Here is a 23,118-nt window from a genome sequence, read left to right as displayed (position 1 = left end):
CCCCGCGGGCCAGGCCAGAATCCCCATGGAAAGCAGGGGATTGCCGGGATGGCATGATCATTGTTTCCTGATGGTTGTCACGCCCGATCTTTCATCCGAGCATCCGAGGAAACCGCATTGGCCGCCAATCAAGCCCTGATCCCGTCCGCATCCCCGAAAGCCGGCGCCATGCTGCTCGGCACCGGCCTGGCCTTCGCCTCCCTGATCCTGGTTCCGGCCTTTGCCACCCGCCTGGGGCTCGGCATGGCGCTGACCGGCGCCGTCCGCATCGCCCTGATGCGGGCCTCCAGCCGCGTGGTGAGCGGCCGGAAAAACGGCGGCGAAACCGATACCGGCTGCATGAGCTGTCATTGACGACCGCGGCGCGGGCGGGCTGACCCGGCCCGCGCCCGGGCCCCCTCCCCTACAGCCAGCCGGACGCCTTCAGCTTCTTGTACAGCTCGCGGCAGGCGAAGGCTGTCAGCAACAGGGTGGCCGGATAACCCAGCGGCCAGTCATACTCCGGCATGTGCTTGAAGTTCATGCCGTACATGCTGAATACCATGGTCGGAATGCCGAGGATCGCGCCCCAGCCGGCGAGCCGCTTGACGACCTCGTTCTGGCGCACGGTGACCAGGGCCAGATTGACCTGCATGGCGTCGGACAGGGCTTCCCGCAGCATGCCGCTGCTGCGGATGATCCGCTCGACATGGTCCTCGACATCGCGATAGTACGGGTGCAGCTCGCGCACCGCGATCTCCGGATGCAGGCGAATCAGTTCCGCGCAGATGCCTGAGATCGGCGAGGCGGCGTTGTGCAGCCGCGCCACCTCACGCTTGAGCGCGTACAGGCTCTCGATGGACGTGGCATCGAGCTGGTTCTCGAAGATCTCGGTCTCCAGCGCGTCCAGCTTCCGTTGCAGGTGCGCGGCGATGAGGATGAAGTGATCGACCAGGTAGTCGAGGACCGCATAGAGGGCGAAGCCGGGGCCGTGCGCGAACAGCCCGGGTTCCGCTTCGCAGCGGGCCTGGACCCGGTCGTAACGGATGGTGCCGCCGTGCTGGATGAGAATGATGAACTGTCGACCGACGAAGCCGTGCAGTTCGCCATGGGTGGTGTCGTCGTCGCGCAGCCTGGCGGTATGGGCGGCGATGAACAGGGTATCGCCGTAGCTCTCCAGCTTGGGCCGCTGATGCGCCGAACTGGCGTCCTCCACAGCCAGTTCGTGCAGCTGGAACTGGTTCTTGATACGCTTCAGCTGCGCCGGCGTCGGGTCCTTGATGGTCAGCCAGATGAAGGCCTCGGGCTGGCCGAGCACCGTATTGATCTGATCGAACTTGATGTCGGGCAGGCGCCGGGCATGCTGATAGGCGGCAAAATTCATGGTCATGGATGGAACATTGGCGTTGAGTGGTGAAAAGGAATCCTCTGCGGGGCAAGGCTCCCCGCACCGCCGGGGCAGCGCCCTGGCGGCCTGATGCGGCTACCCTCGCTGCGGCGCTGGCGCGAGCGGCGCATCCTGCAACGGCAGGCCATCGCCCCCCGCGACTGGGCCGAAACCCTGGCGGGGCTGCCCATTCTCCGCGACCTGCCGGCCGCGGAACGGCAGCGTCTGCACGATCTCACCGTGCTGTTCCTGCACGGCAAGTCGGTCCTGCCGGTGCAAGGCCTGATACTCAGCGCGGCGCAGCGGCGACACATCGCGGCGCAGGCCTGCTACCCCATCCTCAACCTGGGCCTGGACTGGTACGGGGACTGGCAGACGCTCATCGTCTACCCCGATGAATTCCTGAAGCCCCGGCGCGAGCTGGACGCGGACGGCGTCATGCACGAATGGACCGAAATCCGGCAGGGCGAGGCCTGGCAGCGCGGACCGGTGGTCCTGTCCTGGGCCGATGTCCTCGCCTCCGGGCTGGGCGAAGGCTACAACGTCGTCATCCACGAGATGGCGCACCAGCTGGACATGCTCAACGGCGAGGCGGACGGCTTCCCGCCCCTGCACCCGGCGATGCGGGCGGCCGACTGGCGGCGCGCCTTCTCGGCGGCGTTCGCGGATATGAACGCGCAGCTGGCGGGCGGCATCGCGGGTCCCATCGACAGCTACGCGGCCACCTCGCCGGGCGAGTGCTTCGCGGTGGCCAGCGAGTCGTTCTTCGAACGGCCGGCCCGGCTACAGGCGGCCTATCCCGAGGTCTACGATCAGCTGCGGCGGTTCTATCGGCAGGACCCGCTGGCCCTGGCCAGGCCCCCGGATGCTCCGGGAGCGGACGCCGCGGCTCACCAGTAGCCGCCCATCACACCCATGCCGCCGATGCCGTACAGACCCCCCATGGGGAACATGTCCATGCCGACGTACGGGCCACCCCAGCCGTACAGCATCGGGCCCGACTGGGCCTGAAACCTGCTGTCGTCGGCAGCCTGCTTCCGGGTCGCCAGCTGCTGCAACCGGTCGGCCTCCGCCTGCCCGCCGACATAGATGCAGTCGCAATCGTCATGGTCGGCGTACAGATAGGTGGGTTTGGCGGCCCCGTTCATGTAGACGACCCTGCGCTGCGGCATGGCCTTGAGGTTGGCCTCCTCCTCGGCATTTTTCGGCGAGTAGAGATGAAAACCCGCCGCGGCCAGCAATTGCTCGTTGCCGGCGTTGAGCGCCTCGCCGTTCCCGGCGCAGCCGGCCAGCATCAGGCAGATGGCCGGCATTGCGGCCCGACGGAACCGGCAGCGGACGCCAGCGGGCAATGGCAGGAACATGCGCCGTTCTCTCCCGCCGGCTAGAAGCCGGCCTGCTCCTGGTCCTGCGGATCGCCGGCATCCGGGGGCCAGGCCGCATTGCCGGTGGCGGACGCATCGGCCGGCGCCGGCGATGCGGTTTCCACCCCCACGGATGCCGGGCTGTCCCCGGCATTGTCCGGCCCGGCGGCCGGCAGCACCAGGCGCGTGGCAACCGGCCTGGCGTCGGCTGGCTGCCCGGCATCGCCGCCCGCATCGGCGGTGCGGGTTCCGGTCCAGGGCGTCACCGGCCCGATGATGATCAGGGCCTTGTAGCCGTTCACCGTCCGCCCCGTGCGCCGGCCGGTGCGCTCGTTGATCTGGTCGACCGGACCGTAGCCGCTCTGGCCGATCAGGTGAAACATCTCCTCGGCCCGGTAATCCTCCTCGTGGACACAGCCATGCGACTCCGCCGCCTTGCCCATGTCGGCGATCGAGGCCCGGTCCAGCGACGAATGCAGCGCCATGCCGCCATGGAAGAACACCGCCCACAGCATGGGTGCGTCGTACTCGCTGGACCAGTGCCGGGAGGAAAAGCTCTTCGGGCTGAAATAGCCGGCGGCCGTCTCGTGCCCCGCCATGCCGGTCGACACCAGCCAGTAGTACAGCAGGCCCACGCCCCGCTTGTAGACGCGCAGGGTCTGCTCACGCCCCCAGAAGGGATCGTCGGCCTTGGACACCACCACGATCAGGTTGTAACTGGCGAAATCGGGATCATCCAGCGGGTTCGGCAGCGGCAGGGCTTCGGTCCGGTCGGGATCGCGGTAGGGCGAGAACGACTGGGTGACGCCAAAGCGGTAGCCGGGGTCGGCCCCGGGGTCGTCCTCGTAGCGTGGCACCTGGTGGGTTCTCGGAAACCCGTCCCAGGGCCCTTCGGCACCGCCGTTCACCGCCTGGGCGAACGCGTGGGGGAGCAGCAGGGACAGACCCAGGAGCAGGCGCGCGGCGGAGCGCCGGCAGGCGAAGGAGCGGGCATTCATGGGGCGAGTGGTTCCGTTCAAGACTGAGGCGAGGCCGAAAGTGCAGCATTCTATGGCGATAAGCGTCCGGAATCACCCCGGCCGGCCGCGGACCTCACGCGCCGCTGACGCCCGCGGACGGTTGCGGCTCCGCTTCGACGGGGTTGGTCAGGACGCCGATGCCCTCGATCCCGACGCTCACCGTGTCGCCGGGACACAGCCAGACCGGTGGCTGGCGCGCCATGCCGACCCCGGCCGGCGTTCCGGTCAGTATCACGGTGCCCGGCATCAGCGTGGTGCTGCCGCTGAGGAATTCGATCAGCCGGGCCACCTCGAAGATCATGTCGGCCGTGTTCGAAGCCTGCATCTCGCGCCCGTTGACGGTCGTGCGGATGCTCAGCCGGTTGGGATCGGCCAGTTCGTCGGCGGTCACCAGCACCGGCCCCAGCGGGCAGAAGGTGTCGAAGGTCTTGCCCCGGCACCATTGCCCGCCGCCGCCGAGCTTCTGCCAGTCGCGAGCGCTGACATCGTTGGCACAGGTATAGCCGAGCACATGCCGCAGGGCGTCCTGCCGGCGCACGTTGCGGGCCGGCCGGCCGATCACCACGGCCAGTTCGCCCTCGAAATCGACCTGGTCGCTGCGCAGGTGGCGCGGCAGTCGGATCGGTGCCTGCGGGTGCTGCACCGCGCCGGGCAGCTTCAGGAACACCACCGGTTGCTCCGGCAGGGGCGCGCCGGTCTCCTCGGCATGGCGGCGATAGTTGAGGCCGATGCCGATGATGGCCAGGGGCTGGACCGGCGCCAGCAACTGCCGCACGGCGGCCACTTCGCCGGTGATGTGGAATTCGCCGTACAGGTCGCCCTCGATCCGCCGGGCCGAGCCGTCGGGCTGGCGGACGGCGTGATGGATGGCGCCGGCGGCGTCGCGATAGCGGATGATCTGCATGGAACTCCCGTGCTGTCGATCGGCAGGGTTGCCGGCGGTGCGGCAGGTTCAGTACACGCCCATCAGGCAGCCGGCGAAACCCTTGCTGCCGGGCTTGAAGCCCAGGGTGGCGCAGACGGCTTCCGCGGCGGGCGGATGGGCGATGGTGCCCTGCCCCCACGCCGGCGCGTCGCTGCTGGTGCGCCCATCCGGCGCCTGGAACGACAGGTTGCGCGTCATCCGCGCATGGTCGTCGCCCATCCGGTTGGCCAGCGCATTCAGGCAGGCGGTCCGCCGCAGCGCCTTGGCCGCCACCTGCGCATCCCGGTACTTGTCCGGCGTGGCGCGGGAATAGCCCTCGCAGCGGGCGGCATAGTGCCGGCCGGCGCCGTTCGGCCAGCGCACGTCCAGCCCGTAGTCGGCCGCGAAATGATGCGTCTGCGGCATGGCCCAGGACAGCAGGAACAGCGACAGGCCCGACAGCGCCAGCTTGGCCGCGTTGAGGTCGTCCTCGCTCTCCCGCGGCTCGGGAACGATCCGCAGCATCGCCTCGATCACCGCGCCGTCCGGCCGGGTGAGCAGGACCGCCGAGTAGCGCCCGCTCTGCTCCAGCGTGCGCGCCAGCTGGTAAACCGGGCTGACGCCGTCCTCCGGCGCGAGATCGTCGGCGTGCAGATAGACCGGAAAGGCCGCCCGGTCGGGGTGCTCCGCCACACGCCGGACAGCCGCCGAATCGGCCGCGGCCCGGGTCAGCGAATAGCCCGAGTAACAGCCGCTCAGCGCCGGCAGGGCGGACAGCAGCAAAAGAAAGCGACGCATGCGGTGGATGGGAGCGGTAGGAAGGCCTGGCTCAAGGGGACATGCGGGCGTTCCCCCAAGCCGATACGATACCCGATTTCACCCGCCCGGGGTGTCTGTGGCGCGACGGCAGGATTGCCTGATCCTGTCCGGCACCCCGCAAACGGACAACGCCCTCGCGCAGGCTATCGACGGAAACGTTCAGGCCGGCAACGGCCGCGTCAGCCTCAAGATATCTCGCTGCGCCCGTACTGGTCATCGAAGCGGACGATGTCATCCTCGCCGAGGTACTCGCCGCTCTGCACCTCGATCATGACCAGATCCAGCATGCCGGGGTTTTCCAGCCGGTGCGGCTGGCCCGCCGGTATGTAGGTCGACTCGTTGGCGCGGACAAAACATTCCTGCTCGCCGCTGGTGACCTTGGCGATGCCGCTGACCACGACCCAGTGCTCGCTGCGGTGGTGGTGCATCTGCAGGCTGAGCCGGTGCCCCGGGCGGACTTCGATGCGCTTGATCTTGAAGCGGGGCCCGGCCTCCAGCACGGTGTAGGTGCCCCATGGCCGCGCCACGGTCCGGTGCAGGCGGAAGGCTTCGTGGTCCTGCGCCTTGAGCTGCGCGACCACGGCCTTGACCTTCTGCACCTGGTCGGACCGGGCCACCAGCAGGGCGTCGGGGGTGTCGATGACGATCAGGTTGTCGACCCCCACCGCGGCGACCAGCCGTTCGTGACTCTGGACGTAGGTGTTGGCGGCATCGACGAAGATGGCCTGGCCGTTGGCGCGGTTGTTGTCGTCGTCCGGGGCGGTCAGGGCGCTGATGGCGGCCCACGAGCCGACATCGCTCCAGCCGAATTCCGCAGGGACCACGGCGACGTTGTCGGCCACTTCCATGACGGCGTAGTCGAGGGATATGGAGGGCACCCGGGCGAAGGGCTCGGCCGGGATGTCCAGCAGGTCGGCCGCGCCGGCGGCCAGCCGGTCTGTCCAGAGCGCCTGGCAGGCGTCGGCCAGTGCCGGGGCGTGGCGGGCCAGGGCGTCGAGGATGACGCCGGCGCGGAAGCAGAACATGCCGGCATTCCAGAAAAAGTTGCCGGCGGCGAGGTAGCCTTCGGCGGTGGCGCGGTCCGGCTTCTCCACGAAGCGGACGACCTGGCGGCCCTCGCCCAGCGCGGCGCCGGCCTCGATGTAGCCGAAGCCGCTGTCAGGGGCCGTCGGCAGGATGCCGAAGGTGACCAGCCGGTCCTGCCGGGCCAGTGCCTCGGCGCGGGCGACGGCGGCGAGGAAGGCGTCCGGGTCCTGAATCAGGTGGTCCGCCGCCAGCACCAGCAGGCAGGCGTCGCGCCCGTGGCGCGCCGCCACCCAGTGGGCCGCGAGGGCAATGGCGGGCGCGGTATTGCGGCCCACGGGCTCCAGCAGGTAGCGTCCCGTCAGCGGCCGGGTCGAGGCCACCTGCGCCAGCGCATCCTTGCTCATGAAGTAGTAGTCGCGGTTGGTCACCGTGAGCAGCTCGCCGGCCCCCGCCACCATGGCGGCCCGGCGGTAGGTCTTCTCGATCAGCGTCTCGCCATCCGCCAGCCGGATGAACGGCTTGGGACAGGCCTCCCGCGACACCGGCCACAACCGCGTGCCCGTACCACCCGAAAGAATCGTGGGGATCAACATCAGGATTAAGAGAAAGGTTGAGAAGGAAACTGGAAATCAATGCGCGCGGTGCTGACGGTAGAGTTGATAGCGACGCCAGAACAACGCGAATCCGAGCGCCAGGAAGCTGCCAGCGACAACGCCACCGGCCACCGCGGGGATCAGCATGGTCTTTCTGCTGACCGATCGGCTCACGACCGGCAACTGGTAGGTATAGCGATTCTTGATACCGATCAAATCCGTCCTGATAGCTTCGATGGCCGCCTGGCGGATAATACCCTTATCCGCAATCGCGGCACGGAGGCGTTGTTCCACCTCTCAGCATTAGCCCAATCGCCTCAGCCCAGTACCGCCAGCATGACGGCGCCGGCCTTGAAGACAGCCGTGGCGGGAACGCCCACGCACAGTCCCAGGGACTCGCAGCTTTCGCGGGTGATGGACGCCACCACGGTTTCGCCGCCTGGCAGGGTGATGGATACCTCGGTGTTCACCGCGCCCGGCATCAGCCGCGACACCGTGCCGCTCAGTTGATTGCGGGCCGACAGGCGGCAGCCTTCGAGATCGGTGAACACCATGACCATGGACGCCTTGACCAGCGCGACGACCTCCTTGCCGTAGGCCAGTTCCAGCCAGCGGGCGGACGCGTTGGTGATGGCGGCGACCAGGGTCGCCCCGCCCTGCAGGGTGAGGGTGACCTCTGCCGTGACGGCACCCAGGTTGAGGCTGGCGACCTTGCCGGCCCATTGGTTGCGCGCGCTGGATTTCATGAAGAGTCTCCTGAACCATTGAAGTATGACCGGATCATGGCGCAACTCCTCGTTGAGCCGATCCAGGAAGCATTGCTTTTCCGCCTGCAAGCGGGTGAAGGCGAGCAACAGGGTCTTGCCGGTCGCCGTCAGGCGGGTGCCGCCGCCGTCACGCCCTCCCGTCGTCCGCGCCAGGAGCGGGCGGGGGGAGAGATTGCCAGCGCGCTCGATCATGTCCCAGGCGCCCTTGTAGCTGAGTCCCACCGTCCGTGCCGCGGCGCTGATCGAGCCGGTGCTGTCGATGGCCGCCAGCAGCTGGAACAGGCGCTCGTGGAGCCCTCCGCCGAGGATCAGTTCCGCCTCGACCAGCCTGGGGGCCGGAACGACGGCGGTGTCCTCCGCCTCATCCTCGAGGGGGTGCGATAGCTTGATGGTTTCCATGCCAGGCGGCTGCGGTCAAGAGGATCGGGTGTCGGTCATGAAGCTTACCGCCTTAATCATGGCATAAACCGTCTGACCGGCCAGCAGATTCAGTGCGCGAGCGGATTTGCGGGTAATCCGCGCCAGCAGGATCGTCTCCCCGGCCCGCAGGCGTACGAGCCGATGAGCGGCGATGTCGGTTTCCTCCAGCGACAGCACCTGCGCCGGCAGGCAGTTGAGAATGCTGGTCCGCAACGGCCGCTCCAGCGCCAGGCCGACATCCTCCGGCAGGATGCGACAGCGCACCGGACTGCCGGGCACCTCGGGCCGGCGCGCCACCCACAGGGCACCGCCGCTGAAATCGAGGCAGCTGAGATCGTTGTCCGCATCGTGGCAGCGCAGACGGGTTTCGAGCACCGTGCCGATCTCGATGCCGGGGCCACCCGCTGACGGCATATCGCCCAGCACCGCGCCCAGGGGACCGGCGACACGCACCCGTCCGTGTGCCAGCACGACCAGATGGTCTGCCAGCCGCGCAACTTCCTCGGGCGCGTGGCTGACATACAGGACCGGGATCGCCAGGGTCCGGTGCAGGGTTTCCAGATAGGGCAGCAGCTCGCGCTTGCGGGCACCGTCCAGGGCGGCGAGCGGCTCGTCCATCAGCAGGATGCGGGGATTCACCGCCAGGGCCCGGGCGATGGCGACACGTTGCCGCTCGCCGCCGGACAGCCGGTCGGGACGCCGTTCCAGCAGATGTGCGATGCCGAGCAGGTCGACGGCCTGTTCCAGCGAGACGCGCTGCCCGGCACCTCTGCGCCGCTGTCCATAGCGCAGATTGCCGAGCACGGTCAGGTGCGGGAACAGGCTGGGCTCCTGAAAGACATAGCCCAGCGGACGCCGGTGTGGCGGCAGCCAGTGGGGACCCTCCTGCCAGACCTCGCCGTTGACCCGCAAGCGCCCGTCCGGCGCGCGATCGAGGCCGGCGATGCAGCGCAGCAGGGTGGTCTTGCCCGAACCCGAGGGCCCATACAACGCCGTCACACCCTGGCCCGGCAGATCCAGGTCGACATCCAGCCGGAAGCCGGGCCAGTCGAGCCGGAAGCGGGCTTGCAGACTCACGGCATCAACGCCGGCCGGCGGGTTGGCGCCAGACCTGAAGCGCCAGCAGCACGAGGAACGAGAAGACCAGCAGCACCAGCGCCAGCCGATGGGCGTCGCCATAGGCGAGCGCCTCGACATGATCGTAGATCTGTACCGAGGCCACCCGGGTCACGCCGGGCAGGTTGCCGCCGATCATCAGGACGACGCCAAATTCGCCTACCGTGTGGGCAAAGGTCAGGATGGCGGCGGTGAGAAAGCCGCGCCAAGCCAGCGGCACCGCCACGGTCAGGAAGGCATCCAGCGGCGTGGCGCGCAGGGTAGCGGCAACTTCCAGGGGCCGCTCGCCGATGGCCTCGAAGGCCGCCTGCAGGGGCTGCACCATGAACGGCAGTGAATACAGCACCGAGGCGATCAGCAGCCCGGCGAAACTGAACGGCAGCAAGCCAAGCCCGAGGGCCTGCGTCAGCCGGCCCAGGGGCCCCTCCGGCCCCAGAGCCAGCAGCAGGTAGAAACCCAGCACCGATGGCGGCAGCACCAACGGCAGGGCCACGACGGCACCGATGACGCCTGCCCAGCGCGCCCGCGAGCGGGCCAGCCACCAGGCGAGGGGAGTGCCGATGACCAGCAGTATCGCCGTCACCAGACCGGCCAGCCTGAGCGTCAGGCGGATCGCCTGCCAATCCTCGGCCGAAAGTCCCATGCGCCGGACCGGTCAGGCACCGTCGCAGCAGGGCCTGCCTCTATCGCCGGCGGCCTGGAAGGTCATATGCGGATTCGAGCCCACGGGGTCAGTCAAGGGAAAAGCCAGTGTGCGGAAGATGCGTCAAGATGTGTGCCCGTTGCCTGCCCAATTATCCAGGCAGGCCCCGCGCCATGCCACCCCGAACGCCGGCGGGCTGCTGTTGCTCCATGCCAATGGCCCAGCCATTGCGCGCATAAGGAGCCTGACGAAAGGGTCCGGTTCGCCACGTCCCACGTGCCCCATCTTCCCACGTGCCACCCCTTTCCTGCGTGTCACCCTGTTCCCATGTGTGCCCCTGAGCCGCGCGAAGGGCCCCAACCCAGGGGCACAGCCAGGCAGGTGCCGATAGGCTGGGATTCTTCCGCCGCTGTCGCGGCGTCAGGATGACAGGGCGTAGGGGGCTTGGGTCGACGAACGAGCCCCGCCCTTCCCCCGTGTGTTACCCAGGTCCCCATGTGTCACCCTGAGCAGCGCGAAGGGTCCCAGCCCAGGGGCACAGCCAGGCAGGTGCCGATAGGCTGGGATTCTTCCGCCGCTGTCGCGGCGTCAGGATGACACTGGGGCAGGGGCTGCCCGGCTCTCTCCGTCACCATCACACTGTCTCGCACAGCGGGACGGCGGGGGCACATGGGCAGACGCTCTGCCCCTCACCCTTGTAGCCGCCGGTTCCCTTGCGGTGCCTCGCCTCCGGCAGCGGTCAGGCGTCGGCGGCTGCGGCGGAGCGGCTGGCCTTCTTGCGCTCGTGTTCCAGCAGCAGCTTCTTGCGGATGCGGATGGACTTCGGCGTGACCTCCACCAGTTCATCGTCGTCGATGAATTCCAGCGCCTGCTCCAGGCTGAAGCGGATCGGCGGGGTCAGCAGGATGTTCTCGTCCGAACCGGCGGCGCGGATGTTGGTCAGCTGCTTGGCCTTGGTCGGGTTCACGACCAGATCGTTGTCGCGCGAGTGGATGCCGATGATCATGCCCTCGTAGACCTCGGTGCCGTGCTCGATGAACATCCGCCCACGCTCCTGCAGGTTGAACAGCGCGTAGCCCAGCGCCTTGCCGGCCACCATGGAGATCATGACGCCGTTGATGCGCTGGCCGATGTCGCCCTTCTTGACCGGGCCATAGTGGTCGAACACGTGGTACAGCAGCCCGGTGCCCGAGGTCGCGGTCATGAATTCGGTCTGGAAGCCGATCAGGCCGCGCGAGGGCATCATGTATTCCAGCCGCACCCGGCCCTGCCCATCCGGCACCATGTTCAGCAGGTCGCCCTTGCGCTCGCCGAGTTTTTCCATCACGGCGCCCTGATTGGTCTCTTCCACCTCGATGGTGACGAACTCGTAGGGTTCGCAGGATTCGCCGTCGATTTCCTTGATGATGACCTCGGGCCGCGACACGCCCAGTTCATAGCCTTCGCGGCGCATGTTCTCGATCAGGATGGAGAGATGCAGTTCGCCGCGGCCGGATACCTTGAATTTGTCCGGATCGACGGTGTCCTCGACCCGCAGGGCGACGTTGTGCAGCAGTTCGCGCTGCAGGCGCTCGCGGATCTGGCGGGAGGTGACGAACTTGCCTTCCTTGCCGGCGAAGGGCGAGTTGTTGACCTGGAAGGTCATGCTGACGGTGGGTTCGTCGACCGTCAGCGGCGGCAGGGCCTCGACGGCGTCGGGCGCGCAGATGGTGTCGGAAATCTCCAGCGCGTCGATGCCGGTGAAGGCGATGATGTCGCCGGCATTGGCCTCCGGTACCTCGACGCGTTCCAGCCCCTTGAAACCGAACACCTGCAGCAGGCGCGCATTGCGCTGGCTGCCGTCGCGGTTGACCACCACCACCGGCGAATTGGTGCGGATGCTGCCCCGCTGGATGCGGCCGATGCCGATAACGCCGACATAGGGGTTGTAGTCCAGCTGGCTGATCTGCATGCGGAAGCCGCCTTCCTGATCGACCACCGGCGGGTGCACCTTGTCGACGATGGTCTGGAACAGGTAATCCATGTTGCCTTCGCGGACGTCGGGGTTGTCGCCGGCATAGCCGTTCAGCGCCGAGGCATAGACGACCGGGAAGTCCAGCTGCTCCTCGGTCGCGCCGAGGCGGTCGAACAGGTCGAAGGTCTGGTCCAGCACCCAGTGCGCGCGGGCACCGGGCCGGTCGATCTTGTTGATGACCACGATCGGCTTCAGCCCCAGGGCGAATGCCTTCTGGGTCACGAAGCGGGTCTGCGGCATGGGACCGTCGACCGCGTCCACCAGCAGCAGCACCGAATCGACCATGGACAGCACGCGCTCCACCTCGCCGCCGAAATCGGCATGGCCGGGCGTGTCGACGATGTTGATGTGGTAATCGCGCCAGTCGATAGCGGTGTTCTTGGCCAGGATGGTGATGCCGCGCTCCTTCTCCAGCGCGTTGGAGTCCATGACCCGCTCCTCGACCTTTTCATGCGCCGCGAAGGTGCCGGATTGCTGGAGCAGCTTGTCGACCAGCGTCGTCTTGCCGTGGTCGACATGGGCGATGATGGCGATGTTGCGAAGTTTCTCGATCATGGGGAAGCGGGCCTGCGGCGGTGATGGCAAACCGGACATTATACGGGGCAAACGTGACGGCTCATAATCGGCCGGCGATTTTCGCGGGTTTCCCGGGCTGCCCAGTGCCCACCCGTGCCGACCCCGCGCCGGCAATGGGCGGACGGATCAGCCGCTTCCCCGGTCATCCAGGCAGCCGCGCAGGAACAGCGACACCGCCTCGCGGGCCCAGTCGTCGATTTCGCGGCGGGACGGGGTGGGCTCCAGTCCGAACTGCAAGCGCTGGTAGCGCTCGCCACGCAGGGCGTTGACGAACTGGCCGGCTAGGAAACGGGTGTCGACCGGGGCCAGGAGACCGTTGCGCCGGTAGCACTCGAAGAACCGCGCCAGGTGCGCGATGGTGCGCTCCGGTCCCTCCGCATAGGACTCGCGGGCGACTTCCGGCAATTGCCGCGCCAGCGCCATGGCCTGAATCCGCAGCTGGATCAGCTCCGGCCGCGTCACGTGGTACAGGTATTCGCGGGCGAACTCCAGCAGGACCGGCTCCGGATTGCCGGGGCACCCCTCCCCGACCGGCAGGGCGGCGACGAAAAGATCGCTGTAGCCGCGGATCACCGCGCGGAACAACCCCGCCTTGCCGCCGAAATAGCGGTAGATGGTGCGCAGCGAAACACGTGCCTCGCGGGCGATGTGCTCCAGGCTGAGATGGCCGTAACCGTGCTGGCTGAACAGCGACAGGGCGTGTTCCAGCAGTTCCCGCCGGCGCAACGCCTCCTCGGCCTTGCGGGGACGGCCAGGTCGCCGGGCGATTTGTCGATCCGACACCGAAGGGGACATGGCTGAATTCGGTTTGTGTTTATAATGAAATGGAACCTTACCATTTCAGGCTGCCCCATGACCACTCCCGCCTCCGCTGGCTGCACCGGCCCATGCTGATCCCGCGCGTTGCCTTCCACCTGCCGGCGGCCAGCCGGTGGCTGTCCCCGCTCCTGCTGCTGTCCCTCCTGCTCGGCTGCGGCGAGAGCAAGCCCGGCGCGCCCAAGGTCGTGCCGCCGGTGCCGGTCAAGACCGTGCTGCCGACCTCGCGCGAGGTGCTGGAATGGGACGAGTACACCGGGCGCGTCGAGGCGATCGAAACCGTGGAAATCCGCGCGCGGGTGAGTGGTTACCTGGAGCAGGTGCGCTTCAAGGGCGGGGAAAAGGTCAGGAAGGGCGACCTGCTGTTCGTCATCGACCAGCGCAGCTTCATCAGCGAGCTCAAGCGTGCCCAGGCGGAGCTGGAACGCACCCGGACCAAGCTGGAACTGGCCCGGAACGATCTCAAGCGGGCGGAACGGCTGCGGCTTTCCAAGGCGATTTCCGACGAGGAGTACGACTCGCGCAGCAAGGGTCTGGCCGAATCCACCGCCACCCTGCACTCGGCCGAGGCGGCGGTGGAAATGGCGCGCCTGAATCTCGAATTCACCCAGATCCGCTCGCCCATCGACGGACGCATCGGCCGTACACTCATCAACGTCGGCAACCTGGTCAACAACGATCAGACGCTGCTGACGACCGTGGTCTCGATCGATCCCGTCTATGTCTACCTCGATGCCGACGAGCGCTCGGTCCTCAAGTACCGCCGCCTGGCGGCGGAGGGTCTGCGCACCCATGGCGAGCGAGGCCGCATCGTCGCCGAGCTGGGCCTGATCGACGAGAACGGCTTTCCCCACCCCGGCTATATCGACTACACCGACCCGCGCATGGATGCCGCCACGGGAACCCTGCGCGTGCGCGGGATCTTCGCCAACCCGCACGAGCTGCTGAGCCCGGGACTGTTCGCCCGTGTCCGCATTCATGGCGGCGTGCCGCATGCCGCCCTGCTGGTTCCCGACCGCGCGGTCGCCACCGACCAGGACCAGAAATACCTCTGGGTGGCGAAAACCGACGGCACGGTGGATTACCGGCGCGTGACCCTCGGCAACCGGTTCGGCTCCTTCCGCGCGATCCTGGGCGGCCTGGCGGCGGATGAGCCGGTGGTCGTCGACGGCATCGCCAAGCTGCGCCCGGGCGCGCACATCAAGGCCCAGCCGACCGACATTCCCTACGATGGCTGAGCGCCCGCTACCGCAGCATCCCGGCTGACATGCACCGTTTCACGCATTTCTTCATCGACCGGCCGATCTTCGCCTCGGTCCTGTCGATCCTCATCGTGCTGGTCGGCGGGCTGGCGCTGCTGACCCTGCCGGTCGCCCAGTATCCGGAGATCGCGCCACCCAGCGTGCAGGTCCGGGCCGCCTACCCCGGCGCCAATGCCCAGGTGCTGTCGGAGACCGTGGCAACGCCGCTGGAGCAGGAAATCAACGGCGTCGAGGACATGCTGTACCTGTCCAGCCAGTCCTCCAACGATGGCGTCATGCAGCTGACCATCACCTTCAAGCAGGGCGCGGATCTCGACAAGGCGCAGGTGCTGGTGCAGAACCGCGTGGCCCTGGCCGAGCCGCGCCTGCCGGAGGAAGTCCGCCGCCAGGGCATCGTGGTGCGCAAGCGCAGCCCCGATCTCAGCATGGTCATCAACCTGACCTCGCCGGACCGGCGGTTCGACAACGTCTACATGACCAACTACGCGCTGCTGCAGATCCGCGATGCGCTGGCGCGCGTGCCGGGCGTCGGCGACATCACCCTGTTCGGCGGGCGCGAGTACAGCATGCGCATCTGGCTGGACCCCGGCAAGGTCGCGGCGCGCCAGCTGACCGCCATGGATGTCGTCCAGGCCATCCGCGAGCAGAACGTGCAGGTGGCCGCCGGCGTCGTGGGCGCGCCGCCGACGCAGGGCCGGACCGACTTCCAGTACACCGTCCTGACCCAGGGGCGGCTGATCGATCCCGAGGAGTTCGCCGGGATCGTCATCCGCACCGGCAGCGACGGCCAGATCACGCACCTGCGGGATGTGGGCCGGATCGAGCTGGGCGCCAAGGACTACAACTCGGAGCTGAAGCTCGACGGCGAGGACAGCGTCGGTCTCGCCATCTTCCAGATGCCGGGCTCCAACGCCATCGACACCAAGACGGCGGTGGTGGCGGAAATGGAGCGGCTCAAGCAGCGCTTCCCGGCCGGACTGGACTACGTGCTCTCCTACGACACCGTGGTGTTCGTCCAGCAGTCGATCGACAAGGTCATCACCACCCTGCTCGAGGCCATCGTGCTGGTCATCGTCGTGGTGCTGGTGTTCCTGCAGACCTGGCGGGCGACGCTGATTCCCATGCTGGCGGTGCCGGTGTCGCTGGTCGGCACCTTCGCCGCCATGGCAGCGCTGGATCTGTCGCTGAACACCCTGTCGCTGTTCGGCCTGGTGCTGGCCATCGGCATCGTCGTCGACGACGCCATCGTCGTGGTCGAGAACGTGGAACGCAACATGGCGCTGGGCATGAATGCCCGCGAGGCGACCCGCCGGGCCATGGACGAGGTCGCCAGCCCGATCATCGCCACTTCGCTGGTGCTGGTGGCGGTCTTCGTGCCGACCACCTTCATCACCGGCGTCTCGGGCGCCTTCTACAAGCAGTTCGCGCTGACGATCTCGGTGTCGACGCTGATCTCGACCTTCAACTCGCTGACCCTGAGTCCGGCCCTGTGCGCCCTGCTGCTGGACCGCGAACACCACAACCCGGACTTGCCGACCCGCATCATCGACCGGCTGTTCGGCTGGTTCTTCCGCGGCTTCAACCGGATCTTCGAGTGGCTTGGCAACGCCTATGCCTGGACGGTCGGCCGGCTGATCCGCTTCGCCGCGCTGGTGATGGTGCTGTACCTGGCACTCAACGGCCTCAACTGGCTGGCCTTCGACAAGGTGCCGACCGGCTTCATCCCGCCCCAGGACATGGGCTATCTGATCGTCTATGCCCAGCTTCCCGATGCCGCCTCGCTGGACCGCACCGAGGCCGTCATACGGGAGGCCAGCCGGATCATCCTCGACACCCCCGGTATCGCCCACGTCAATGCCTATGCCGGCTTCTCGGTGCTGGGCGGCGGCAACCAGTCGAATGCCGGCACGCTGTTCACCCGCCTGACCAACCCGGAGACGCGCGCCGATCATCCCGAACTGCAGGCCGATGTCCTGGTGAACACCCTGCAGAAGCGGCTGTCGGCGATCGACGATGCCTTCGTGGCGGTCTTCGCCCCGCCGCCGGTGCGCGGCCTGAGCACCGTCGGCGGTTTCAAGCTGCAAATCCAGGACCGGACCAACCAGGGGCCGACGGAACTGGCCCGGGTCACCAACGACATCATCGCCAAGGCCAGCGCCCTGCCGGGCATGGCGCGGGTCTTCACCACCTTCCGCGCCAGCGTGCCGCAGCTGTTCGTCGACGTGGACCGCAGCCAGGCCAAGTCGATGGGCGTGCCGCTGGCCAACGTGTTCCAGACCCTGCAAATCTACCTGGGCTCGCTGTACATCAACGATCTCAACCTGTTCGGCCGCACCTACCAGGTGTCGGCGCAGGCGGACGCGCCGTTCCGGGCCACCCCGGAGGACATCGGCGCGCTCAAGACCCGCAACGTCAACGGCGACATGGTGCCCCTGGCCACCCTCACGGAGGTTCGCCCGACGGCCGGCCCGGACAAGATTCCGCACTACAACATCTACCCGTCGGCGGAGATCAACGGCATCACCCTGCCCGGCATCAGCAGCGGCCAGGCCATCGCCAGCATGGAAGCCCTGCTGCGCGACGAACTGCCGCCCGCCATGGCCTTCGAGTGGACCGAGCTCAGTCTGCAGCAGATTCTGGCCGGCAACACCGCCGCCTTCATCTTCCCGCTCAGCGTCGTGTTCGTGTTCCTGGCGCTGGCGGCCCAGTACGAAAGCTGGTCGCTGCCGCTGGCGGTCATCCTCATCGTGCCCATGTGCCTGCTCAGCTCGCTGGCCGGGGTCTGGCTGCGCGGCATGGACAACAACATCTTCACCCAGGTCGGCTTCATCGTGCTGGTCGGCCTCGCCAGCAAGAACGCGATCCTGATCGTGGAATTCGCCAAGCGCCGCCAGGAGGCCGGCCTGGGCCGGCGCGAGGCCGCCATCGAGGCGGCGCGGCTGCGCCTGCGGCCCATCGTCATGACCTCGCTGGCCTTCATCATGGGAGTATTCCCGCTGGTCGTCTCCACCGGCGCCGGCGCCGAGGTGCGGCGCATCCTGGGCACGGCGGTGTTCAGCGGCATGCTCGGTGTGACGATCTTCGGCCTGCTGCTGACGCCGGTCTTCTACGTGGCGGTGCGTCGCTTCGTCGAGCGCCAGCGCGGGAAAGCCGCGCCATGACCACCGGCGGCATCACCGTGCTGGCACGCCTGCTCGGGCTTGCGGGACTCGCGGTCCTGCTGAGCGCCTGCCCGGTGGGCCCCACCTACGAGCGGCCGTCACTGGACCCGGGATCGGCCTTCGGCAACCAGGACGAGCAGGAATACGACCTGCGGGAAGCCGACCGGAACTGGTGGCGGCAATTCGACGATCCCCGGCTCACGCAGCTGATCGCACTGGCGGTGCGCAACAACTACGACCTCAAGATGGCCGAGGCCAACCTGCGCGAGGCGCGGGCACTGTTCCTGGATGCCGGCCTGAACCTGCTGCCGCACGCCAACGCGCACGGCAACTTCACCACCCTGCGGCGCAGCTTCGACGCGCTCAACCGCCGCGACTTCGTGCCGCGCGGGCTGGACCTCTACACCCTGGGCTTCGATACCTGGTGGGAGGTCGACATCTGGGGCCGCATCCGCCGTGACGTGCAGTCCAAGGAGGCGGAGATCGAATCCGCCGAGGCCAACCGCCGCTATCTGACGCTCAGCATCATCGCCGAACTGGCCCGCAACTACGTCGAGATGCGCGGCCACCAGAACCAGCTGGCGGTCGACCGGCGCAACGCGGAAAACCAGAAGGCCACCTGGGATCTCACCATCGCCCGCCAGGAGGCCGGCATCGGCACCGAGTTCGACACCCAGCGCGCCAAGGCCCAGTACGACACCACCCTGGCGATGATCCCGCCGCTCGACAGCCTGGTGCGGCAGGACATCCACCGCATCTCGGTGCTGACCGGGCAGATTCCCTCCGCCCTGCTCAAGGAGCTGACCGAGCCCGCGCCCATTCCCGAGGCGCCGTCGCTGATCCATATCGGCAAGCCGGCCGACCTGCTGCGGCGGCGTCCCGACATCCAGTCGGCCGAACGGCAGCTGGCCGGCGCCACCGCGCGGATCGGCGTCGCCATGGCCGACCTGTTCCCGCGCGTGACCTTCGTCGGCGCCTTCAACCTGGAATCCAGCAGCATCACCGGGTTGGGCGCGCCGGGCACCAGCGCCTACAACATGGGGCCGCGCATCACCTGGCCGGCATTCGAGCTGGGCCAGGTGTACGCCCGCATCAAGGCCGCCGAAGCCAATGCCGATACCTACCTGGCCAACTACCAGCAGGTCGTGCTCAACGCGCTGGAGGAAACCGAGAACGCGCTGCTCGTCTACGACCGGCTGCGCGATCGCCAGGCCCTGCTGAAGACCGCCGCCGAGGCCAGCACCAAGGCCTATGAAATCGCCAATGTCCGCTTCGAGGAGGGGGTCGAGGACTTCCTCAACCTGCTGGATACCGAGCGGCGCCTGCTGCTGGACCAGCGCGAGTACGCGCAGAGCCAGACCGCCACCGCGGCGGCCCTGATCGGCATCTACAAGGCGCTGGGCGGCGGCTGGGAAGTCTTCCAGACCCCGGAGGACGCCAAGCGGCCGGTCGAGGATGTCTTCACGCCCTAGCCTGCCCGCCGCATTCCCGCCAGAAACCTTGCCACCCGCCCAGGAGACCCGACATGCTTGACGAGTTGCTCACCGAAGTCGACAGCGAGGACCGGGTCATCGGCCCCCGGGCGCGCGGCGAGATCCATCGCCTGGGACTGCGGCACCGGTCCGTGCACATCCTGGTCTTCAATCCCCGCGGCGAGCTGTTCCTGCAGCAGCGTGCCGCCAGCAAGGACATCAATCCGGGGCTGTGGGATACCTCCGCCGCCGGCCATGTCGACCATGGCGAAAGCTACGATGCCTGCGCCCGGCGTGAGCTCCGGGAGGAACTGGGCATCGAGGCACCCGACCTGCCCGCATCCCTGTTCAAGCTGCCCGCCTCGGCCCTGACCGGCTGGGAATTCGTAGAGGTCTACCGCCTCGTCCATGCCGGCGAGCTGCGGCTCAATGCCGACGAAATCGCCGCGGGCGCCTGGCTGTCACCGGCCGAGGTCGACCGCCGCAACCGCTCCGGCACCGCCGGGCTGACCGCTTCCTTCCGTCTGATCTGGACCCGCTACCGCGAGCATTTTCCGGCCTGAATCAGGCCGGCGCCGCCGGGATGGCCAGTGCGGCCAGCAGCACCTGGAACGCCCGGCGCGTGGAGGCGAAGGCAAACCGCGCCGGGTCCACCGCGGCCGGCTCCAGCAGCACCAGCTCGGCGATGTCGTCGGCGGCCCGCAAGTGCGCCGGGTCGGCCACCGCGCCGACGAAGAACAGGTCGGCGGTCTTGTAGGGAATGTCGGCGTACAGGTAATCGTTCGGGAAGCTGGCGAGATAGCGCAAATCCCGAATCTCGACACCCAGTTCCTCCCGGACCTCACGCCGCAGTCCCGCCTCCACGCTCTCGTCGAACTCGATGAAGCCGCCCGGCACGTCGAGGCACCCCCGACGGGGTTCCTCGGCCCGTATGCCCAGGACCAGCCGGTTGCCGGCGAACAGGAACACCGCGGCCGCGGCCGCCGTATTGAAGAAGAAGCGCAGCCCGCAGCAGGGGCACTGCAACTGGCGGTTGTCGAGAATGGCGGGGCCGGGCGTGGCGCAGCGCGGACAATGGCGGAAGGCGCGCGACAGGCGCGGGTCGGTCGGGCCTGAATCAGGGATCATGGTCTGCAAGGCTGTCTTGAGGGAAATTGCCAGACGCGGAGCGGCTCATAAGAACCATTCCCGCACAGGGAGGCGGTTTATTTGCTAGGCTTGCGGTTGTTTGGACCCGGGTATCGTGCTGTAATAGTATCGACAGGGAACTATCAGGATCCCGGCCAACTGCCCAACCCCACCAGAACCGGAGTCACCGTGAAAACCTTCGAGAAACTGTTATTGGAAAACAAGGCCTGGGCGCAGGACAAGGTCACCGCCGATCCCAACTTCTTCGAGCGCCTGGCCGATGTGCAGAAACCCGATGTCCTGTGGATCGGCTGCTCGGACAGCCGGGTACCCTCCGAAATCATCGTCAACGCGGAGCCGGGCGAGATGTTCGTCCATCGCAACATCGCCAACCAGCTGATCATGACCGACTTCAACAGCCTCAGCGTGTTGCAGTATGCCGTCGACGTGCTCAAGGTGAGCCATGTCATCGTCTGCGGACACTACAACTGCGGCGGCATCCGCGCCGCCCTGAAGAAGCAGAACCCAAGCCTGCTGATGGTCAACAAGTGGCTCAAGCACATCAAGGATGTCTACCGCCTGCATCATCAGGAACTGGAGGCGCTGTCCAGCGAGGATGACCGGGTGCATCGCCTGGTCGAGCTGAACGTCATCGAGCAGATCTACAACCTGGCGCATACCTCCATCATCCAGGCCGCCTGGAAGCGCGAGCAGCGCCCCACGCTGCACGGCTGGGTCTACGGACTGAACGACGGCATCATCAAGGAACTGATCAACCTGCCGCCGGGCAGCGAGATCAACCCGATCTACCAGTACACCGAAGAATCGGCCTGAGCCGATTCCCCGCCGACCCCCCTCTACCGGACCAACGCCCGGGCCAGCCCTCCCCGCCCGGCGGCAACCTGCCACCTTCATGCCGGCATGAAAAACCCGCCCCCCGATGGAGGGGCGGGTTGGTCAATGCCGATCGCTCGACCGCCAGCGCGCTCAGTGTGCGGCATCCCCCGGACCGAGCGCCCCCGCCATGGCGACTTCATGCCCCGTGCCGGAAACCCCGGCGACATTGCGGATATGCACCGTGACGTCGCTGTCCTGCGCGGCCTTGAGGTAGTTGATGATGGCGCCGAGGATATCCTTGTCGATGAACTCGGCACGCGAACCGTCTATGATCACATGCCCGCCCGGCTCGATGCGGTCGAGCAGCTGGCGCAGCAATGCTTTGTTGAGGAAGGACACGTCCTTGCGCAGACGCAGCAGATAGTTGTTGCCGTCCTGGGTCAGGCTGATGGCCGCCTTGAAGTTCGCCCGCATGACGAAGATCAGGCCGATGACGATGCCGATGGAAATGCCCTTGAGCAGGTCGGTGATGAGAATGGCGCTGACCGTGATGATGAAGGGCAGGAACTGATCGCGCCCCCGCCGGTACATGTCGAGAAAGATCGAGGGCTTGGCCAGCTTGTAGCCGGTGATCAGCAGGATGGACGCCAGCGCCGACAGCGGAATGTAGTTGATCCACTCGACCAGGAACAGGACGCTCAGCAGCAGCAGCAGGCCGTGCACCATGCTCGCCACCTTGGTGCGACCACCGGCGCTGACATTGGCCGCGCTGCGCACGATGACCGAGGTCATCGGCAGGCCGCCCAGCAGGCCGCTGACGATATTGCCGACACCCTGCGCCTTCAGCTCCTGGTTGGTGGGCGCCACGCGGCGGAACGGGTCCAGCTTGTCCACCGCCTCCAGGCTCAGCAAGGTTTCCAGGCTGGCGATGATGGCGATGGTGACCGCCAGCGAATAGATCTTGACGTTGGCCCACTGGGTGAAGTCCGGCATGACCAGATGGTCGACCAGGTCGCCGAGGGTCTGATGCGCCGGCAGGCTCACCAGGTGCTGCCCCTTGATTTCCAGGGGGGTGCCAAGGGTCAGGATCTCGAAGGCAACGCCCCAGAGCACCGCCACCAGCGGCCCCGGCACCAGGCTCAGGACGCGGTTCTTCCTGAAGAAAGAGGTTTCCCACAGCAGCATGATGAGGATGCCGACGAAGCTGACGATGGTCGCCGCCGGCGAGATGGCCTTCAGCGCGTCGCCGATCTCGAAGAGGGTGGAGGACGGCGTCTGCGGCGAATAGGTCTCGTCGACGACGGCATCGACGCCGAAGCCGACCGCGTGCGGCAGCTGCTTCATGATGAGGATGAGGCCGATGGCGGTCAGCATGCCGCGGATGACCGCCGAGGGGAAATAGGCGCCGATGATGCCGGCCCTGAGGTACCCCAGCGCCAGTTGCAGCACGCCCGCCAGCACCACGGCCAGGAGGAAGGTCTGGAAGCCGCCGACCTGCTCGATGCCCTGCAGGATAATGACGGTCAGGCCGGCCGCCGGCCCCGACACGCTCAGTTGCGAACCGCTCAGCAGCGATACCACCACGCCGCCGACGATGCCGGTCACGATGCCGGAAAACAGCGGCGCGCCGGAGGCCATGGCGATGCCCAGACAGAGCGGCAACGCGACCAGGAAGACCACGACGCCGGCCGGCAGATCGTGGGACAGATTTTGCAGGTAATAAGCCAATTGCTTGCGCGCCATGGGTAGGTCCTCTCCTGACTCCAGCGAAGGGTTTCGGTACGAAACTATTTAATCAGCGAGAGTGGGGCATTG

21 protein-coding genes are annotated in these 23,118 nt (G+C 67.3%); 7 read left to right on the top strand and 14 right to left on the bottom strand.

What is annotated here, in order from left to right; translation table 11 throughout:
* Nucleotides 1-117 precede the first annotated feature (117 nt).
* Nucleotides 118-354 carry a hypothetical protein gene (locus ACH5N8_RS07585; protein ID WP_460028502.1) on the top strand — a complete coding sequence of 79 codons (237 nt, stop codon included), beginning with the start codon at nt 118-120 and terminating at the stop codon, nt 352-354.
* A gap of 49 nt (nt 355-403) precedes the next feature.
* Here ACH5N8_RS07585 and ACH5N8_RS07580 read toward each other — a convergent pair whose 3' ends face one another.
* Nucleotides 404-1,369, bottom strand: a complete 966-nt coding sequence (locus ACH5N8_RS07580; protein ID WP_483283114.1) for a magnesium and cobalt transport protein CorA — start codon at nt 1,367-1,369, stop codon at nt 404-406.
* Between the two features lie 87 nt (nt 1,370-1,456).
* On the opposite strand from ACH5N8_RS07580, the gene ACH5N8_RS07575 reads away from it, so the two are divergent.
* Nucleotides 1,457-2,266: a M90 family metallopeptidase gene (locus ACH5N8_RS07575; RefSeq protein ID WP_483283113.1), complete on the top strand. Its 810-nt coding sequence runs from the start codon at nt 1,457-1,459 to the stop codon at nt 2,264-2,266.
* On the opposite strand, the gene ACH5N8_RS07570 is transcribed toward ACH5N8_RS07575, so the two are convergent.
* The 11 genes from ACH5N8_RS07570 to ACH5N8_RS07520 form a co-directional block, all read right to left on the bottom strand.
* Complete coding sequence (locus ACH5N8_RS07570) at nt 2,257-2,730, bottom strand: hypothetical protein (protein WP_483283112.1); 474 nt, start codon at nt 2,728-2,730, stop codon at nt 2,257-2,259. The two genes, ACH5N8_RS07575 and ACH5N8_RS07570, sit on opposite strands and share 10 nt — an antisense overlap.
* 20 nt (nt 2,731-2,750) lie before the next feature.
* Nucleotides 2,751-3,728 (bottom strand): L,D-transpeptidase, encoded by a 978-nt coding sequence (locus ACH5N8_RS07565; RefSeq protein WP_483283111.1) that lies wholly within the window; start codon nt 3,726-3,728, stop codon nt 2,751-2,753.
* A 94-nt stretch (nt 3,729-3,822) separates the two neighbouring features.
* A complete protein-coding gene (locus ACH5N8_RS07560; RefSeq protein ID WP_483283110.1) occupies nt 3,823-4,653 on the bottom strand; it encodes a fumarylacetoacetate hydrolase family protein in 831 nt (276 codons plus the stop codon).
* A 48-nt stretch (nt 4,654-4,701) separates the two neighbouring features.
* Complete coding sequence (locus ACH5N8_RS07555; RefSeq protein WP_483283109.1) at nt 4,702-5,451, bottom strand: hypothetical protein; 750 nt, start codon at nt 5,449-5,451, stop codon at nt 4,702-4,704.
* A gap of 206 nt (nt 5,452-5,657) precedes the next feature.
* Nucleotides 5,658-7,091: a mannose-1-phosphate guanylyltransferase/mannose-6-phosphate isomerase gene (locus ACH5N8_RS07550; protein WP_483283108.1), complete on the bottom strand. Its 1,434-nt coding sequence runs from the start codon at nt 7,089-7,091 to the stop codon at nt 5,658-5,660.
* 36 nt (nt 7,092-7,127) lie between these two features.
* Nucleotides 7,128-7,385 carry a hypothetical protein gene (locus tag ACH5N8_RS07545; RefSeq protein WP_483283107.1) on the bottom strand — a complete coding sequence of 86 codons (258 nt, stop codon included), beginning with the start codon at nt 7,383-7,385 and terminating at the stop codon, nt 7,128-7,130.
* A gap of 23 nt (nt 7,386-7,408) precedes the next feature.
* The gene (locus ACH5N8_RS07540) at nt 7,409-8,257 is read right to left on the bottom strand and encodes a TOBE domain-containing protein (protein ID WP_483283106.1); all 849 of its coding nucleotides are present in this window, start codon (nt 8,255-8,257) and stop codon (nt 7,409-7,411) included.
* Between the two features lie 15 nt (nt 8,258-8,272).
* Nucleotides 8,273-9,355 carry a molybdenum ABC transporter ATP-binding protein gene (gene modC / locus ACH5N8_RS07535; RefSeq protein WP_483283105.1) on the bottom strand — a complete coding sequence of 361 codons (1,083 nt, stop codon included), beginning with the start codon at nt 9,353-9,355 and terminating at the stop codon, nt 8,273-8,275.
* A gap of 4 nt (nt 9,356-9,359) precedes the next feature.
* Entirely contained in the window at nt 9,360-10,037 is a 678-nt protein-coding gene (modB, locus tag ACH5N8_RS07530) for a molybdate ABC transporter permease subunit (protein WP_483283104.1), read from the bottom strand.
* Nucleotides 10,038-10,776: 739 nt separating this feature from the next.
* A complete protein-coding gene (gene typA / locus ACH5N8_RS07525) occupies nt 10,777-12,606 on the bottom strand; it encodes a translational GTPase TypA (RefSeq protein WP_483283103.1) in 1,830 nt (609 codons plus the stop codon).
* A 147-nt stretch (nt 12,607-12,753) separates the two neighbouring features.
* The gene (locus tag ACH5N8_RS07520) at nt 12,754-13,422 is read right to left on the bottom strand and encodes a TetR/AcrR family transcriptional regulator (protein ID WP_483283102.1); all 669 of its coding nucleotides are present in this window, start codon (nt 13,420-13,422) and stop codon (nt 12,754-12,756) included.
* Nucleotides 13,423-13,514: 92 nt separating this feature from the next.
* Between ACH5N8_RS07520 and ACH5N8_RS07515 the strand changes: the two genes are divergently transcribed.
* The 4 genes from ACH5N8_RS07515 to ACH5N8_RS07500 are packed head-to-tail and all read left to right on the top strand — an operon-like array spanning nt 13,515 to nt 19,901.
* Complete coding sequence (locus ACH5N8_RS07515) at nt 13,515-14,681, top strand: efflux RND transporter periplasmic adaptor subunit (protein WP_483283101.1); 1,167 nt, start codon at nt 13,515-13,517, stop codon at nt 14,679-14,681.
* Nucleotides 14,682-14,710: 29 nt separating this feature from the next.
* Nucleotides 14,711-17,866 (top strand): efflux RND transporter permease subunit, encoded by a 3,156-nt coding sequence (locus tag ACH5N8_RS07510; RefSeq protein ID WP_483283100.1) that lies wholly within the window; start codon nt 14,711-14,713, stop codon nt 17,864-17,866.
* Nucleotides 17,863-19,338: an efflux transporter outer membrane subunit gene (locus ACH5N8_RS07505; RefSeq protein WP_483283099.1), complete on the top strand. Its 1,476-nt coding sequence runs from the start codon at nt 17,863-17,865 to the stop codon at nt 19,336-19,338. The genes ACH5N8_RS07510 and ACH5N8_RS07505 overlap by 4 nt, the downstream gene beginning before the upstream one ends.
* 53 nt (nt 19,339-19,391) lie before the next feature.
* A complete protein-coding gene (locus ACH5N8_RS07500) occupies nt 19,392-19,901 on the top strand; it encodes an NUDIX hydrolase (protein WP_483283098.1) in 510 nt (169 codons plus the stop codon).
* 1 nt (nt 19,902) lies between these two features.
* Here ACH5N8_RS07500 and ACH5N8_RS07495 read toward each other — a convergent pair whose 3' ends face one another.
* Nucleotides 19,903-20,466, bottom strand: coding sequence for an NUDIX hydrolase (locus ACH5N8_RS07495; RefSeq protein ID WP_483283097.1), 564 nt, complete (start codon nt 20,464-20,466; stop codon nt 19,903-19,905).
* A gap of 189 nt (nt 20,467-20,655) precedes the next feature.
* Between ACH5N8_RS07495 and can the strand changes: the two genes are divergently transcribed.
* Nucleotides 20,656-21,300 carry a carbonate dehydratase gene (gene can / locus ACH5N8_RS07490; RefSeq protein WP_483283096.1) on the top strand — a complete coding sequence of 215 codons (645 nt, stop codon included), beginning with the start codon at nt 20,656-20,658 and terminating at the stop codon, nt 21,298-21,300.
* A 153-nt stretch (nt 21,301-21,453) separates the two neighbouring features.
* Here can and ACH5N8_RS07485 read toward each other — a convergent pair whose 3' ends face one another.
* Entirely contained in the window at nt 21,454-23,046 is a 1,593-nt protein-coding gene (locus ACH5N8_RS07485) for a SulP family inorganic anion transporter (protein WP_483283095.1), read from the bottom strand.
* Nucleotides 23,047-23,118 lie beyond the last annotated feature (72 nt).

The organism is Methyloparacoccus sp. NF-16 (assembly GCF_056880625.1).
Note: the sequence above shows the minus strand (reverse complement) of the source record. Positions and strands in the feature narration are given on the sequence as shown.

What these genes read in the sequence shown, in the direction of transcription:
- ACH5N8_RS07580 (WP_483283114.1), bottom strand. Translation starts at nt 1,369, where the DNA reads ATGACCATGAATTTTGCCGCCTATCAGCATGCCCGGCGCCTGCCCGAC.
- ACH5N8_RS07575 (WP_483283113.1), top strand. Translation starts at nt 1,457, where the DNA reads ATGCGGCTACCCTCGCTGCGGCGCTGGCGCGAGCGGCGCATCCTGCAA.
- ACH5N8_RS07570 (WP_483283112.1), bottom strand. Translation starts at nt 2,730, where the DNA reads ATGTTCCTGCCATTGCCCGCTGGCGTCCGCTGCCGGTTCCGTCGGGCC.
- ACH5N8_RS07565 (WP_483283111.1), bottom strand. Translation starts at nt 3,728, where the DNA reads ATGAATGCCCGCTCCTTCGCCTGCCGGCGCTCCGCCGCGCGCCTGCTC.
- ACH5N8_RS07560 (WP_483283110.1), bottom strand. Translation starts at nt 4,653, where the DNA reads ATGCAGATCATCCGCTATCGCGACGCCGCCGGCGCCATCCATCACGCC.
- ACH5N8_RS07555 (WP_483283109.1), bottom strand. Translation starts at nt 5,451, where the DNA reads ATGCGTCGCTTTCTTTTGCTGCTGTCCGCCCTGCCGGCGCTGAGCGGC.
- ACH5N8_RS07550 (WP_483283108.1), bottom strand. Translation starts at nt 7,091, where the DNA reads ATGTTGATCCCCACGATTCTTTCGGGTGGTACGGGCACGCGGTTGTGG.
- ACH5N8_RS07540 (WP_483283106.1), bottom strand. Translation starts at nt 8,257, where the DNA reads ATGGAAACCATCAAGCTATCGCACCCCCTCGAGGATGAGGCGGAGGAC.
- modB (WP_483283104.1), bottom strand. Translation starts at nt 10,037, where the DNA reads ATGGGACTTTCGGCCGAGGATTGGCAGGCGATCCGCCTGACGCTCAGG.
- typA (WP_483283103.1), bottom strand. Translation starts at nt 12,606, where the DNA reads ATGATCGAGAAACTTCGCAACATCGCCATCATCGCCCATGTCGACCAC.
- ACH5N8_RS07520 (WP_483283102.1), bottom strand. Translation starts at nt 13,422, where the DNA reads ATGTCCCCTTCGGTGTCGGATCGACAAATCGCCCGGCGACCTGGCCGT.
- ACH5N8_RS07515 (WP_483283101.1), top strand. Translation starts at nt 13,515, where the DNA reads ATGCTGATCCCGCGCGTTGCCTTCCACCTGCCGGCGGCCAGCCGGTGG.
- ACH5N8_RS07510 (WP_483283100.1), top strand. Translation starts at nt 14,711, where the DNA reads ATGCACCGTTTCACGCATTTCTTCATCGACCGGCCGATCTTCGCCTCG.
- ACH5N8_RS07505 (WP_483283099.1), top strand. Translation starts at nt 17,863, where the DNA reads ATGACCACCGGCGGCATCACCGTGCTGGCACGCCTGCTCGGGCTTGCG.
- ACH5N8_RS07500 (WP_483283098.1), top strand. Translation starts at nt 19,392, where the DNA reads ATGCTTGACGAGTTGCTCACCGAAGTCGACAGCGAGGACCGGGTCATC.
- ACH5N8_RS07495 (WP_483283097.1), bottom strand. Translation starts at nt 20,466, where the DNA reads ATGATCCCTGATTCAGGCCCGACCGACCCGCGCCTGTCGCGCGCCTTC.
- ACH5N8_RS07485 (WP_483283095.1), bottom strand. Translation starts at nt 23,046, where the DNA reads ATGGCGCGCAAGCAATTGGCTTATTACCTGCAAAATCTGTCCCACGAT.